Origin of the sequence: Enterobacter mori LMG 25706, from assembly GCF_000211415.1 — a bacterium.
GTDB classification, from domain to species: domain Bacteria; phylum Pseudomonadota; class Gammaproteobacteria; order Enterobacterales; family Enterobacteriaceae; genus Enterobacter; species Enterobacter mori.
The window spans coordinates 73766-88935 of sequence record NZ_GL890778.1 but is presented as its reverse complement, the minus strand read 5'-3'; the positions used below and the strand labels follow the sequence as shown (position 1 = coordinate 88935).

The 15170-nt window shown below is 56.9% G+C and carries 13 protein-coding genes; all 13 read right to left on the bottom strand.

The window, feature by feature from the left end:
- Positions 1 to 31 precede the first annotated feature (31 nt).
- The 13 genes from nuoN to nuoA all read right to left on the bottom strand — a co-directional run bounded on the left by nuoN (position 32) and on the right by nuoA (position 14971).
- A complete protein-coding gene (nuoN, locus tag ENTMO_RS0116655; protein ID WP_010433361.1) occupies positions 32 to 1489 on the bottom strand; it encodes an NADH-quinone oxidoreductase subunit NuoN in 1458 nt (485 codons plus the stop codon).
- A 6-nt stretch (positions 1490 to 1495) separates the two neighbouring features.
- Positions 1496 to 3025 (bottom strand): NADH-quinone oxidoreductase subunit M, encoded by a 1530-nt coding sequence (nuoM, locus tag ENTMO_RS0116650; RefSeq protein WP_010433359.1) that lies wholly within the window; start codon positions 3023 to 3025, stop codon positions 1496 to 1498.
- Positions 3026 to 3101: 76 nt separating this feature from the next.
- Positions 3102 to 4943, bottom strand: coding sequence for an NADH-quinone oxidoreductase subunit L (gene nuoL, locus ENTMO_RS0116645; RefSeq protein WP_010433358.1), 1842 nt, complete (start codon positions 4941 to 4943; stop codon positions 3102 to 3104).
- Complete coding sequence (gene nuoK / locus ENTMO_RS0116640; RefSeq protein ID WP_010433356.1) at positions 4940 to 5242, bottom strand: NADH-quinone oxidoreductase subunit NuoK; 303 nt, start codon at positions 5240 to 5242, stop codon at positions 4940 to 4942. The genes nuoL and nuoK overlap by 4 nt, the downstream gene beginning before the upstream one ends.
- Positions 5239 to 5793 (bottom strand): NADH-quinone oxidoreductase subunit J, encoded by a 555-nt coding sequence (gene nuoJ / locus ENTMO_RS0116635; protein ID WP_010433354.1) that lies wholly within the window; start codon positions 5791 to 5793, stop codon positions 5239 to 5241. Before nuoJ ends, nuoK begins: the two co-directional genes overlap by 4 nt.
- Before the next feature lie 10 nt (positions 5794 to 5803).
- Positions 5804 to 6346: an NADH-quinone oxidoreductase subunit NuoI gene (gene nuoI / locus ENTMO_RS0116630; protein WP_010433353.1), complete on the bottom strand. Its 543-nt coding sequence runs from the start codon at positions 6344 to 6346 to the stop codon at positions 5804 to 5806.
- A gap of 13 nt (positions 6347 to 6359) precedes the next feature.
- Positions 6360 to 7337, bottom strand: a complete 978-nt coding sequence (gene nuoH, locus ENTMO_RS0116625) for an NADH-quinone oxidoreductase subunit NuoH (protein ID WP_010433351.1) — start codon at positions 7335 to 7337, stop codon at positions 6360 to 6362.
- Complete coding sequence (nuoG, locus tag ENTMO_RS0116620; protein WP_010433349.1) at positions 7334 to 10057, bottom strand: NADH-quinone oxidoreductase subunit NuoG; 2724 nt, start codon at positions 10055 to 10057, stop codon at positions 7334 to 7336. The genes nuoH and nuoG overlap by 4 nt, the downstream gene beginning before the upstream one ends.
- A 54-nt stretch (positions 10058 to 10111) precedes the next feature.
- A complete protein-coding gene (gene nuoF / locus ENTMO_RS0116615) occupies positions 10112 to 11449 on the bottom strand; it encodes an NADH-quinone oxidoreductase subunit NuoF (RefSeq protein WP_010433348.1) in 1338 nt (445 codons plus the stop codon).
- A complete protein-coding gene (gene nuoE / locus ENTMO_RS0116610) occupies positions 11446 to 11946 on the bottom strand; it encodes an NADH-quinone oxidoreductase subunit NuoE (RefSeq protein WP_006176513.1) in 501 nt (166 codons plus the stop codon). Before nuoE ends, nuoF begins: the two co-directional genes overlap by 4 nt.
- Positions 11947 to 11948: 2 nt before the next feature.
- A complete protein-coding gene (gene nuoC / locus ENTMO_RS0116605; RefSeq protein WP_010433341.1) occupies positions 11949 to 13751 on the bottom strand; it encodes an NADH-quinone oxidoreductase subunit C/D in 1803 nt (600 codons plus the stop codon).
- 89 nt (positions 13752 to 13840) lie between these two features.
- A complete protein-coding gene (gene nuoB / locus ENTMO_RS0116600; RefSeq protein ID WP_003861482.1) occupies positions 13841 to 14515 on the bottom strand; it encodes an NADH-quinone oxidoreductase subunit NuoB in 675 nt (224 codons plus the stop codon).
- A 15-nt stretch (positions 14516 to 14530) separates the two neighbouring features.
- Complete coding sequence (gene nuoA, locus ENTMO_RS0116595) at positions 14531 to 14971, bottom strand: NADH-quinone oxidoreductase subunit NuoA (protein ID WP_010433335.1); 441 nt, start codon at positions 14969 to 14971, stop codon at positions 14531 to 14533.
- Between the last annotated feature and the right edge of the window lie 199 nt (positions 14972 to 15170).

Sequence of the window (15170 nt, the reverse complement as noted above, 5' to 3'; positions counted from 1 at the left end):
AAAAAAACCCGCCGAGGCGGGTTTTTTGCTTTTACATTAACGGCATCGCTCGCTGCACGATATCAATCAGCGGCTGCGGATAGATACCGAAGATCAGCACCAGCAGCGCAGAGATAAGCACCACGATACCACCGGCGCTGTACTGCCAGTTGGTCGGAGCATCGCGGTTAAGCTGCTGAGGCGCGCTCAGGTACAGGCTCACGGCCACGCGCAGGTAGTAGTAGAGACCAATCGCGGAGCCGATAACAACACCCGCCGTCAGCCACCACAGACCCGCATGAACACCGACTGCCAACACATAGAACTTACCGATAAAGCCCAGCGTCATCGGGATACCCGCCAGCGAGAGCATCATTACGGTCATCACAGCAGACAGAATCGGACGGTGCCAGAACAGACCACGGTAGGAGAACAGTGAATCCGCATCCGGGCCACGGTACGGGCTGGACATCAGGCTCACCACGCCGAACGCGCCGAGGCTGCTAAACAGGTAACCCGCCAGATACACGCCCACGGCTTCCATCGACATCTCGCCGCTCTGCAGCGCAATCAGCGCCACCAGCAGGTAACCCAGGTGTGAGATAGACGAGTAGCCCAGCAGACGCTTGATGTTGGTCTGGCTCAGCGCCATCAGGTTACCGAAGATGATAGAGACGAACGCGATAATGCCCAGCACCACGCGAACCGCTTCGCTGTCACCTACCGGTGCGTACAGGAACAGACGCATCACCACACCGAAGATAGCGATTTTGCTCGCTGTCGCCAGGAAGGTCGACACTGGAGCCGGTGCGCCCTGGTATACGTCTGGCGTCCACAGGTGGAACGGCACCAGAGAGAGCTTGAAGCCGAGGCCAACAATCATCATGCCCAGACCCGCCAGCAGCAGCGGCTCGTGCAGCATGCCGTCGCCGAGGCTCTTGCCGATGGCCAGGAAGGAGAGATTACCCGTCTGTGCGTACAGCAGCGCGATACCGAACAGCAGGAACGACGAGGCAGCAGCGGACAAGATGGTGTACTTGATCGCCGCTTCCAGAGAGCGTTTCTGGCGGAAGGCGTAACCAATCAGGCCGAACAGCGGGAGTGAGATCAGCTCAATACCGAGGAACAGCGCGGCCAGGTGGTTCGCGTTCGCCAGCAGAATGCCGCCCAGTGCGGCAATCAGTACCAGCAGGTAAAACTCTTCTTTGTTGTCGTTGTAGCCTTCAAGCCACGGGTACGCAAAGGTGCAGGTTGCCAGGCTCGCCAGCAGAACCAGACCGGTGTACAGCATGGCGTAACCGTCAACGCGCATCAGCGGCGTGACATCCATCGCGCCCGCCTGGCCAACAAACCAGAGGGAGACTAACGCAGCGTTCAGACCCAAAACGGACAGGGTCGCATTCAGGAAGTGATTGCGTCGCCACGCAATGGAGAGCATCACAACCACCACCGTCAATCCGACGATCAGCAGCGGTAGCAGCGCGATCAGTTGTTGTGGAGTTATTGTCATGGCGAATTACGGCCTTGTAGTAGAAGCAGAATTAACAAACCACTGCTGGATGTTGCCCATCGCGCTATGCGAGGTATCCAGAATCGGCTGCGGATAGAAGCCCAACAGCACCAGCAGTACGACCAGCAGCAGGATGATGAACAGCTCACGCAGCGACATCCCCGGCAGTTCTTGTGCAGCAATTTCGCTCTTCGCTTTACCGAAGTAAGCGCGGTGCAGCATCGCCAGCGAGTACACGGAAGCGAACACCAGACCAAAGGTGGAGATGACGGTAATCATCGGAACCACTTTGAAGCTGCCGAACAGAATCATAAATTCGCCGACGAAGTTACCGGTGCCCGGCATACCCAGGGTGGCAACCGCGAAGAACATGGAGAGCGCTGGCAGCCATTTCATTTTGCCCCACAGGCCGCCCATCATACGCATGTCGCGAGTGTGCAGACGTTCGTACAGCTGACCGCACAGGATGAAGAGACCCGCGGCGGACAGGCCGTGAGCAATCATCTGAATGACCGCGCCCTGGTACGCCAGCTGGCTGCCGGTGTAGATCGCAATCAGCACGAAGCCCATGTGGGAAACGGAGGTATAGGCAATCAGACGCTTGATGTCGTACTGCGTGAAGGCCATCCACGCGCCGTAGAAGATACCGATCACACCGAGCCACATGGCAATGGGCGCGAATTCAGCGGAGGCATTCGGGAACAGCGGCAGTGCGAAACGCAGCAGACCGTAGGCCGCCGTTTTCAGCAAGATGCCCGCCAGGTCAACGGAACCCGCCGTCGGTGCCTGAGAGTGCGCGTCTGGCAGCCAGCCGTGCAGCGGAACCACCGGCATTTTCACCGCGAAGGCGATGAAGAAGCCCAGCATCAGCAGGTATTCCACGCCGTGAGACATCGGGGTCTTCAGCAGCTCTTCATAGTTGAAGGTCCAAACACCGGTCGCATTGTAATGCACAAACACCAGCGCCAGGATGGCAATCAGCATCACCAGACCGCTCGCCTGGGTATAGATGAAGAACTTGGTTGCCGCCGTGATACGCGTTTTACCGTCGGACGCCTTATGGCCCCACAGCGCGATCAGGAAATACATCGGCACCAGCATCATCTCCCAGAAGAAGAAGAACAGGAACATGTCGATGGCAAGGAACACGCCGATCACGCCGCCCAGGATCCGCATCAGGTTCAGGTGGAAGAAGCCCTGGTATTTTTCGATTTCTCGCCAGGAGCAAAGTACCGCCAGAACGCCGAGCAGGCCGGTCAGCACCACCATCAGCAGCGACAAACCGTCAATCGCGAGGTGGATCGTAATGCCGAAACGCGGGATCCACGGCAGGATAAACTCAGACTGCCACTGCGGAATGCCCGCAGACTGGGTCAGAGAGTAGCCACCCTGCAACCAGAGTTGCAGGCCAAGTGCGAGCGTTAATCCCATGGTGATCAGCGCGATCCAGCGCGGCATCTTCACGCCAAAGCGTTCAGTCTGCCAGCACAGGAAGCCGCCGATGAAGGGAATTAATATTAGCCAGGGTAGTAACATGGCGATTTACATTCCTTTTTAAGGCCCCCAGCAGGGGCCTGATTTTCAACGAATTCGAATAAAATTCACTTAACGATCAACGCAACACCATCAGCAGCGCCAGCACGACAACCGCACCGATGCTCATGGATGCCACATACCAGCGCAGATAACCGTTCTCACTGTACAGCAGGCCTTTACCTGCAAAGCGGGAGAGGATCGCCGGGATATTCATCAGGCTGTTCAGCGGGTCGCGTTTTACCAGCCACGCGATGCCCAGGAACGGCTTAACGAAGATCATGTCGTACAGCCAGTCGAAGCCCCACGCGTTGTACCACCAGGTGCCCAGCAGACGGCCCGGCGCACTGTTGGCAACGGCAGTCACCAGCGTGCGTTTACCCAGCCACAGCCATGCAGCAATCAGGATGCCCGCGATAGCGACCACGCCGGAGGTGATTTCAAGCGTCAGAACGCGACCGTGCTCAAGCTCGGTTGTCGCCGGGAGTACGCCCTGCAGCGGTGGCACAATCATCGCGCCAACGAAGGTGGAGAGTACCAGCAGCACAATCAGCGGCAGGTGATGGGTGATCCCCTTCCCTGCGTGAGCGTGAATTTGTTCTTTACCGTGGAATACGATGAAAATCATACGGAAGGTATACAGGGAGGTCATGAACGCACCGACCAGACCCGCAACCATCAGATTGATATGACCATTCGCCATGGCACCCGCAAGGATTTCGTCCTTACTGAAGAAGCCCGCGGTGATCAGCGGCAGTGCCGCCAGCGCCGCGCCGCCCACCAGGAAGCAGACATACACCAGCGGGATAGACTTACGCAGTCCGCCCATCTTGAAGATATTCTGCTCGTGGTGGCAGGCCAGGATCACCGAACCGGATGAAAGGAACAGCAGCGCTTTAAAGAACGCGTGCGTCATCAGGTGGAAAATGGCGGCGTCCCACGCCTGAACGCCCAGCGCCAGGAACATGTAACCAATCTGGCTCATGGTGGAGTACGCGAGAACGCGTTTGATGTCGGTCTGCACCAGTGCGGCAAAGCCTGCCAGCACCAGCGTGACCGCACCGACGATACCCACCAGATGCAGAATTTCCGGGGTCATCAGGAACAGGCCATGGGTACGCGCAATCAGGTAAACACCCGCGGTTACCATGGTCGCGGCGTGGATCAGCGCGGAGACAGGCGTTGGACCCGCCATCGCATCTGCCAGCCATGTCTGCAGCGGCAGCTGCGCGGATTTACCCACAGCGCCACCCAGCAGCATCAGCGTTGCCCACCACAGCATGTTGTTGCCTGCTTCGAAGTGCGCCGGCGCCAGTTCCACCATTTCGCGGAAGTTCAGCGTGCCCAGTTCGTTATAGAGAATGAACAGCGCGAAAGCGAGGAACACGTCACCCACGCGGGTCACGACGAACGCTTTCATGGCCGCTGCGCCATTCTTCGGATCGGTGTAGTAGAAGCCGATCAGCAGGTAAGAACACAGACCCACGCCTTCCCAGCCCAGGGACATCAGCAGCAGGTTATCGGCCAGCACCAGAACCACCATGCTGGCGATAAACAGGTTGGTGTAGGCGAAGAAGCGGGAGTAGCCCTCTTCACCGCGCATATACCAGGAGGCGAACATGTGGATCAGGAAGCCCACGCCGGTGACAACGGAGAGCATGGTCAGAGACAGACCATCCAGCACCAGGTTGAAACCGATGTTGAAATCGCCGGCCGACATCCACGTCCACAGCGGCACGCTGAAAGGCTGACGTCCGTTGTTAAAGAAGTCGATACCCGCATACGCTGTAACCAGCGCAGCCAGACCGATTGAGCCGATACCCACGGTCGCAGACAGATTCTCAGACCAGCGGCCGCGAGAAAACGCCAGCAGCACGAAGCCAATCAGCGGAAAAATAATGGTTAAGGCAAGCATGTTCATCCACGCAACTCACTTACTGAATCGATGTTCAGGTTCTGGCGGCGACGATGGAGCTGCAGCAACGGCGCCAGGCCAATACTCGCTTCGGCAGCCGCAAGGCTGATGGCGAGAATGTACATCACCTGACCGTCGGCCTGGCCCCAGTAGCTCCCGGCGACCGCGGAGGCCAGCGCGGAGGCGTTAATCATGATTTCCAGACCAATCAGCATAAACAGCAGATTGCGGCGGATAACCAGACCGGTTAAGCCCAGAACGAACAAAATCGCAGCGAGGATCAGTCCATGTGTTAAGGGGATCATGCGCGCTCCTCCGTTTTTCTTTTCGCGCGGTCATCAGTGCGGTTGCTCAGCACCTCGCCAACACGCTCTTCGCGGCCGACGTGGAAGGCAACAACCAGACCTGCCAGCAGCAGCATTGACGCCAGTTCAACCGCCAGAACGTAAGGGCCAAACAGAGCAATACCCACTGTCTTAGCGCTGATTGGCGTACCGTCGATGCCCTGATCGTTCACGCCCAGAATGGCGTAAACAATCACCACCAGCATGATGGCCGACAGAATTGCCGGACCAATCCACACCTGCGGTTTTAACCACTGACGTTCCTGCTCAATTTCAGAGCCGCCCAGGTTCAGCATCATCACCACGAACACGAACAGCACCATGATGGCACCGGCGTAGACGATGATTTCCAGCGCACCGGCGAAGTGCGCGCCCAGCGCAAAGAACACCCCGGAAATGGCCAGCAGCGAAATGATTAAGTACAGCAGCGCATGCACCGGATTGGTGTGCGTGATCACTCGCAGCGTAGCCAGGATGGCGATAAGGCCACAGATATAAAAAGCGAATTCCATTGCCCTCTCCTTACGGTAACAGGCTCTTGACGTCGATAGGCTTAGCTTCGTTCTCTGCTTCGCCCTTATCTTTGCCGTCGATTGCCATACCCGCCATCCGGTAGAAGTTATATTCCGGGTATTTGCCCGGACCGGAAATCAGCAGATCCTCTTTCTCGTACACCAGGTCCTGACGCTTGTACTCACCCAGTTCGAAGTCTGGAGTCAGCTGAATCGCCGTGGTTGGGCACGCTTCTTCACACAGACCGCAGAAGATGCAGCGTGAGAAGTTGATGCGGAAGAACTCAGGGTACCAGCGGCCATCTACCGTCTCGGCTTTTTGCAGAGAGATACAGCCTACCGGGCACGCTACCGCACACAGGTTACAGGCAACGCAGCGCTCAGAACCGTCCGGATCGCGCGTCAGCACGATACGGCCACGGTAGCGCGGCGGCAGATATACCGGCTCTTCCGGGTACATCTGGGTTTCGCGTTTGGCAAACGCGTGCAGGCCGATCATCCAGATACTGCGTACCTGGGTGCCGAAACCTACTAATAATTCTTTTAAGGTCATGGTCTAAAGCCCCTTATGGCTGCTGCCAGAGAATGACAGCCGCCGTTACCAACAAGTTGACGAGCGTCAGCGGCAGGCACACTTTCCAGCCGAAGGACATTACCTGGTCATAACGCGGACGCGGTAAGGACGCACGAATCAAAATGAACATCATCATAAAGAACGCGGTTTTCAACGCGAACCAGATGAACGGCGGTAAGAACGGGCCATGCCAGCCACCAAAGAACAGCGTTACCATCAACGCGGAAATGGTGACGATACCGATGTACTCGCCCACGAAGAACAGACCGAATTTCATACCGGAATATTCAATGTGGTAACCGTCGGCCAGTTCCTGTTCGGCTTCTGGCTGGTCAAACGGGTGACGGTGACACACCGCCACGCCCGCGATAGCAAAGGTAATAAACCCAAAGAACTGCGGGATAACGTTCCAGATGTCAGCCTGGTTGTTGACGATGTCGGTCATGTTAAATGAACCGGCCTGCGCCACCACGCCCATCAGGGAAAGACCCAGGAACACTTCGTAGCTCAGCGTCTGCGCGGAAGCACGCATCGCACCCAGCAGCGAGTATTTGTTGTTACTGGACCAGCCTGCGAACAGCACCGCGTAAACCGCGAGGCCAGCCATCATCAGGAAGAACAGAATGCCGATGTTCAGGTCAGCCACAACCCAGGTCGGGCTGACGGGAACGATAGCAAACGCCAGCAGCAGCGAGGTAAAGGCGATCATCGGAGCCAGAGTAAAGATCACGCGGTCAGAGAAGCGCGGGATCCAGTCCTCTTTAAAGAACATCTTGATCATGTCCGCGACCAGCTGGAGTGAACCACCCCAGCCCACGCGGTTCGGTCCGTAACGGTTCTGGAACAGACCGAGCAGACGACGTTCACCAAAGCTCATGAACGCGCCGCAGGTGACCACCACCAGCAGAATCACAACCGCTTTCAGAATGCTCAGCAGGATGTCGATAAGATCCGGCGTTAACCAACTCATGCTTTTGCCTCCTGCAGGTTATCAAGACGCGCACCCGCCAGTACCGGCGCGATGCCAGGCATACCCATCGGCAGACCCACCTGCCCTGCTGTCAGACCTTCGGAGATAATCAGCGGCAGGCTGATTGTCTGGCCGTCATAGCTAAAGGCAATGTTTGCGCCAGCGTTAACGCCAAGCTTCGCGGCATCCGCCGGGTTGAGCTTGATGTACGGCTGCGGCATCCGGGTCTGGAAGACCGGTGAACGCTGGGACAGCTCGTCGCTACCGAACAGATGGTAGTACGGCGCAATGCGCCAGTTACCTTCCTGCGCCTGGAAGCTCGCCGGAACGGTCGTGAAGAAGTCCAGACCGGTTTCGGAGGCTTCAATCAGACGTACGCCCGGATCGCCGTGGCGCAGTGAACCACCCACTTCAGCCTGGAACTTGTTCCATGCCTGCGGGGAGTTCCAGCCCGGAGCCCATGCGAATGGGATCTGTGAACGCGGAGCAGACGGCTGGTTGTTCCCTTCCATTGAGAAGGCGAACATGGTGTCTTTATCCTGCGGCTGGCGCGGTTCGTGCACGCTGATATTGGCGCGCATTGCGGTACGGCCGCTGTAGCGGTGCGGTTCACGCGCCAGTTTCTGGCCGCGAATGCGGAAGCTTGCTTCAGGCGCGGCATCTTTAATGCCTGCCAGCTGAGGCAGTTTCTCGACTACCGCGTCGATAACGTGGTCAAGCTGCGTCCAGTCCACTTCACGGCTCTGTACGGTGCTGTGCAGGGAGTGCAGCCAGCGCCAGCTTTCCAGCATCACGGTGTTGCTGTCGTAGGACGCCGGGTCGTAAACCTGGAAGAAACGCTGCGCGCGGCCTTCGTTGTTGATTACGGTACCGTCGCTTTCTGCGAAGCTTGCCGCAGAGAGCACCAGGTGCGCTTTATCCATAATCGCGGTGCGTTGATGATCGATAACCATCACCAGCGGCGCTTTGGAGAGCACGGCGTCTACGCGCGCGGCAGAAGCATGGCGATGCAGGTCGTTTTCCAGCACCACAACGGCGTCAGCGGCACCGGATTCCAGTTCGCTTAACGCTTCTTCCAGCGAGCCGCCGCCAATCATGCCCAGACCAATGCTGTTCACCGCACGGGCAATCATGGTCACGCCAACGTCGGCACCGCGGCCTTTCAGGGCTTTGGCAACGTTTGCTGCGGCCTGAATGATCTCCGCGCTTCCGGCGTTAGTACCTGAAATAATCAGAGGTTTCTTCGCACCCGCCAGGGCCTGAACAATCACGTCGACCTTGTTCTGCAGGTCGCGATCCAGCTCAACCGCCGGCGCGCTGTTGTCCAGCGCGTGGGCAATCGCAAATCCGAGGCGCGCCTGATCTTCAACCGGTGCGCAGTAGGTCCACGCCGCGATATCGTCCAGACGAGTGTTATCGACGTTAGTCACAAACAGAGGATGCTTAGCGCGCTGGCCGATGTTAAGGATTGCCGCAATTTGCCAGTCAGCCACTTTCTGCGCGGCCGCCATTTCACGAGCTTTACCCTTCACCGCCTGACGAACCGCCAGAGCCGCGCGTGCGCCGGTCTGCGTCAGGTCTTCACCCAGCACCAGAACCGCATCATAAGATTCAATTTCGCGCAGCGCAGGGGTATGGATTCCGCCTTCACGCAGCACCTTCAGCACCAGCTGCAGACGTTCCTGCTCGCCCTGGGCGATACCGGTATAGAAGTTTTCCGCGCCAACCAGCTCGCGCAGCGCGAAGTTGCTTTCGATGCTGGCGCGCGGGGAGCCGATACCGATCACTTTCTTCGACTGGCGCAGAATATCTGCCGCGCCCTGCATCGCCTGTTCAGCGTTCAGGGTAATAAAGTCGTCGCCACGGCGCTGAACCGGCTGACACGGACGGTCTTTCAGGTTCACATAGCCATAGCCGAAACGACCGCGGTCGCACAGGAAGTAGTGGTTAACGGTACCGTTGTAACGGTTTTCGATACGGCGCAGTTCGCCATAACGCTCACCCGGGCTGGTGTTACAGCCGAGGGAACACTGCTGGCAGATGCTTGGCGCAAACTGCATGTCCCATTTACGGTTGTAACGCTCGGAGTGGGTTTTATCCGTGAATACGCCGGTCGGGCAGATTTCTACCAGGTTACCGGAGAATTCGCTTTCAAGCGTACCGTCTTCCGGACGACCGAAGTAGACGTTGTCATGTGCGCCATACACGCCCAGATCCTGACCGTCTGCGTAGTCTTTGTAGTAACGCACGCAGCGGTAGCAGGCGATGCAGCGGTTCATTTCGTGAGAGATGAACGGCCCCAGGTCCTGGTTACGGTGGGTACGCTTGGTAAAGCGATAGCGACGGAAGCTGTGACCGGTCATGACGGTCATATCCTGAAGATGGCAGTTACCGCCCTCTTCACAAACCGGACAGTCGTGCGGGTGGTTGGTCATCAACCATTCCACCACGCTTTCGCGGAACTGTTTGGCTTCTTCGTCATCAATCGAAATAAAGGTGCCTTCGGTGGCTGGCGTCATACAGGACATCACCAGGCGACCACGCGTGTCTTCCGCGTTTTGATATTGCTTCACCGCACACTGGCGGCAAGCACCGACGCTGCCCAGCGCCGGATGCCAGCAAAAGTACGGAATATCGAGGCCAAGAGACAGACAAGCTTCCAGCAGGTTGTCCGCCCCGTTGACTTCGTATTCTTTGCCGTCTACATGAATCGTAGCCATTAGCATGCTTCCAGTTGTCTCGGTCGAAACCGAGCGTTAATCAAAATTCTGTTTTTACCAGCGCGCTTTCAGCAGGTTCGGCTGAATCCCATTGATTGAATGGGTATTGCTGAACGGCTGCTTGATGCCTGCTTCGAATTCGTCGCGGAAATATTTAATCGCGCTCTGCAGCGGCTCGACGGCACCCGGTGCGTGGGCACAGAAGGTTTTGCCTGGGCCTAAGAATCGACACAGTTGCTCAAGTGTCTCGATATCGCCAGGCTGGCCTTCGCCACGTTCGATTGCACGCAGGATCTTCACGCTCCACGGCAGACCGTCACGGCACGGTGTACACCAGCCGCAGGACTCGCGGGCGAAGAACTCTTCCAGGTTACGCACCAGCGAGACCATGCCGATCTCATGGTCGACGGCCATCGCCAGCGCCGTACCCAGACGGCTGCCTGCTTTACCAATGCTTTCGAATTCCATTGGCAGATCGAGGTGGGCTTCGGTCAGGAAGTCAGTCCCTGCCCCACCCGGCTGCCAGGCTTTGAATTTCAGGCCATCGCGCATGCCGCCCGCGTAGTCTTCAAGAATTTCGCGTGCAGTGGTACCGAACGGCAGTTCCCAGACGCCAGGATTTTTAACGCGACCGGAGAAGCCCATCAGCTTGGTACCGGCATCTTTACTTGAGGAGATGCCCTGATACCACTCCACGCCGTTGGCGAGGATAGCCGGAACGTTACACAGGGTTTCGACGTTGTTTACGCAGGTCGGTTTACCCCATACGCCGGAGCTTGCCGGGAACGGTGGCTTAGAGCGCGGGTTCGCACGGCGGCCTTCCAGGGAGTTAATCAGCGCGGTTTCTTCACCGCAGATGTAACGCCCGGCACCGGTGTGCACGAACAGTTCGAAGTCAAACCCGGTGCCCAGGATGTTTTTACCCAGCAGGCCCGCTTCGGTGGCTTCGGCAATCGCGCGACGCAGGTTTTCTGCCGCTTCGATGTACTCACCGCGCAGGAAAATGTAGCCACGGTACGCTTTCAGCGCAAACGCGGAGATCAGCATGCCTTCCACCAGCAGGTGCGGCAACTGCTCCATCAGCAGGCGGTCTTTATAGGTACCCGGCTCCATTTCATCGGCGTTACACAGCAGGTAACGGATGTTCATGGATTCATCTTTCGGCATCAGGCTCCACTTCAGACCGGTGGAAAAGCCCGCACCGCCGCGCCCTTTCAGGCCAGAATCTGTTACCGCGTTAACGATGTCGTCCGGCGCCATGCCGCCAAGGGCTTTACGCGCACCGGCATAGCCGTTTTTGCTTTCGTATTCTTCAAGCCATACCGGCTGTTTATCATCGCGCAGACGCCAGGTCAGCGGATGCGTCTCAGCAGTACGAATTACAGTTTTCATTTGTACTGCTCCAGCAGGTCAGGAATCGCTTCCGGCGTCAGATGGCTGTGAGTATCCTCATCAATCATCATGGTCGGCCCCTTGTCGCAGTTACCCAGGCAGCAGGTCGGCAGCAGAGTAAAGCGTCCATCGAACGTGGTCTGGCCTGGCTTGATATTGAGCTTCTTCTCAATCGCAGCCTGAATGCCCTGATAACCGGTGATGTGGCAGACAACGCTGTCACAGTAGCGGATCACATGGCGGCCAACCGGCTGACGGAAGATCTGGCTGTAGAACGTGGCTACGCCTTCTACGTCACTCGCCGGAATACCCAGCACTTTTGCGATCTCGTAGATCGCCCCATCCGGCACCCAGCCACGCTGTTTCTGTACGATTTTCAGCGCTTCAATGGACGCCGCACGCGGGTCTTCGTAGTGGTGCATCTCGTGCTCAATGGCGGCACGTTCTGCTTCACTCAGCTCAAAAGCCTCGGTCTGTGGTTGTTGATTCTCGTGCATAATTAGCGGTCCACATCTGACATAACAAAATCGATACTACCCAGATACACAATCAGGTCGGAGACCAGACTGCCGCGAATGGCGGCCGGGATCTGCTGCAGGTGCGCGAAGCTTGGCGTACGCACGCGGGTACGGTAGCTCATGGTGCTGCCGTCGCTGGTCAGGTAGTAACTGTTGATACCCTTGGTCGCTTCAATCATCTGGAAGGATTCTTGCGCCGGCATGACCGGACCCCAGGAAACCTGCAGGAAGTGGGTGATCAGGGTTTCGATATGTTGCAGCGTGCGCTCTTTCGGCGGCGGCGTAGTCAGCGGGTGATCCGCTTTGAACGGGCCTTCCGGCATGTTGTTGAGGCACTGCTCAAGGATGCGCAGACTCTGGCGCAGCTCTTCCACTTTCAGCATCACGCGGGTGTAGCAGTCGGAAACACCGCCGCCCACCGGGACTTCAAAGTCGAAGTTCTCGTAGCCAGAGTAAGGACGGGCTTTACGCACGTCGAAATCAATACCGGTCGCACGCAGACCAGCACCTGTCGTTCCCCACTCCAGCGCTTCTTTCGCGCCGTAGGCAGCAACGCCCTGAGAACGACCTTTCAGGATGGTGTTACGCAGCGCGGCTTTCTCGTAAGACGCCAGACGTTTTGGCATCCAGTCAAGGAATTCACGCAGCAGACGGTCCCATCCGCGCGGCAGATCGTGTGCCACACCGCCGATACGGAACCAGGCCGGGTGCATACGGAAACCAGTAATCGCTTCCACCAGATCGTAGATTTTCTGACGGTCGGTAAAGGCGAAGAATACCGGGGTCATCGCGCCGACGTCCTGAATGAACGTGGAGATGTACAGCAGGTGGCTGTTGATACGGAACAGTTCTGACAGCATGACGCGAATCACGTTAACGCGATCCGGCGTGGTGATACCCGCCAGTTTCTCCACGGCCAGCACGTATGGCATTTCGTTGACGCAGCCGCCGAGGTACTCGATACGGTCGGTATACGGAATGTAGCTGTGCCAGGACTGACGCTCGCCCATCTTCGCAGCACCACGGTGGTGGTAGCCGATATCAGGCACGCAGTCGACAATCTCTTCGCCGTCAAGCTGAAGAATAATACGGAATGCACCGTGCGCAGACGGGTGGTTCGGACCGAGGTTGAGGAACATGAAGTCCTCGTTTTCGGTACCGCGCTTCATGCCCCAGTCTTCCGGCTTGAAGGTCAGCGCTTCCATCTCCAGATCCTGCTTGGCTTTGGTCAGCTCAAACGGGTCGAATTCGGTGGCACGTGCCGGATAGTCTTTACGCAGCGGGTGGCCGGTCCAGGTCTGCGGCATCATGATGCGCGTCAGGTGCGGGTGGCCGTCAAAGGTCATGCCGAACATTTCCCAGGTTTCACGCTCGTACCAGTTCGCGTTCGGGAAAAGTTTGGTGATCGTCGGCAGATGCATGTCGTTTTCAGACAATGCCACCTTGAGCATGATATCCGTATTACGGTCTATTGAGATCGGGTGGTAGAAAACGGAAAAATCCGCAGCAGGGAGACCCTGGCGGTGAGTACGCAGACGTTCATCCATGCCGTGTAAGTCAAACAGCATGACGTAAGGTTTCGGCAATTTCTTGAGGAAATCGACCACTTCCGGTAATTGTTCACGCTTCACCCAAACAACGGGTACCCCGGTGCGGGTGGCCTGAACAGTAAAGGCATCCGGCCCAAAACGGTTGCGCAGTTCGCCAACGACTGGGTCATCGAGATGATCCCGTGTCTGCCAGGCGGCTTCTTGCGCGGTTAAGTCGGTCATATTGTTCACCATTGCAAATGGTCCGTGGTGACTGTTAAGCCTGGCTTCGCGCTATTTGAGTAGTGATATGCGAAGGTGTTCTCCAGGCCCACAGGCGCAAATTAAATTTCGTCAGGCGTACGCAAGTTGGTGACGGCAATACGTTCACCACGTTTACGCTCGCGCTCGGACTGCATGTTCGCGCGATACACACCCTGATCGCCAACAACCCACGACAGTGGGCGACGTTCTTTACCGATAGACTCCTGCAGCAGCATCAGCGCCTGCATGTAAGCTTCCGGACGCGGCGGGCAGCCCGGAATGTAGACATCCACCGGAATAAACTTATCTACGCCCTGCACGACGGAATAAATGTCGTACATACCGCCAGAGTTTGCACATGCGCCCATGGAGATAACCCATTTTGGCTCCAGCATCTGGTCATAAAGACGCTGAATAACCGGGGCCATCTTGGTAAAGCACGTACCGGCCACCACCATCAGGTCAGCCTGACGTGGGGAAGCACGCAGTACCTCTGCCCCAAAACGCGCAACGTCATGCACCGCAGTGAATGACGTCACCATTTCAACGTAGCAGCAAGAAAGGCCAAAGTTGTAAGGCCAGATGGAGTTCTTACGACCCCAGTTGACCATATCGTGCATGGCATGTTCGAGCTTGCCCATGTACACGCTTTTATTGACTTCTTGCTCCAGGGGGTCGGTTACGATCTCCTGTTTTTGCAGGGGGTAACGGTCATTCTCACCGTTAGGATCTATGCGGGTGAGCGTATAATCCATCTTATTGCCTCGCTGTTACTGCTGACGATTAGAGATACTGTTTTCCGGGTTGATCTGCTCACGGCGTGAACGCGCAGGCGTCCAGTCCAGCGCGCCAATACGCACCAGATAAACCAGACCGGCCAGTAACACTAAAATGAAAATTGCGGCCTCGACAAAGCCCACCCAACCACTTTCGCGAATGGAGGTCGACCATGCGAAAAGGTAAAGCGCTTCCACGTCGAAGATGACGAAGAACATGGCTACCAGGTAGAACTTGGCAGACAGGCGTAAGCGAGCGGTACCTACGGAATCAATACCTGATTCGAAAGGTGTGTTTTTGTGCCTTGCGCGGGCGCGACCGCCCAGGAACCAGCCGCCGACTAACATCAGGCAGCACAGGCCAATGGCTACAATAAGAAAGATTGCGAATGCCCAGTGATGAGCGATGACTTCTGTGGATGTTGACATACTCATTGCTTACTCATCAAAAGTGATACCGACGACACTGCTCTTGCTGGCAGATGGGCATCACATCGATTCATGGGGAGGAACAAATAACCTTACACTAACTGTCAGAAATGAGACATAGACAGCAAAATGATGGGGTTTTTTACTCCTTTCTATAACCTTTTGTCAACTTTAACAAAGGTTTCTTCACATTAAATGACATCAA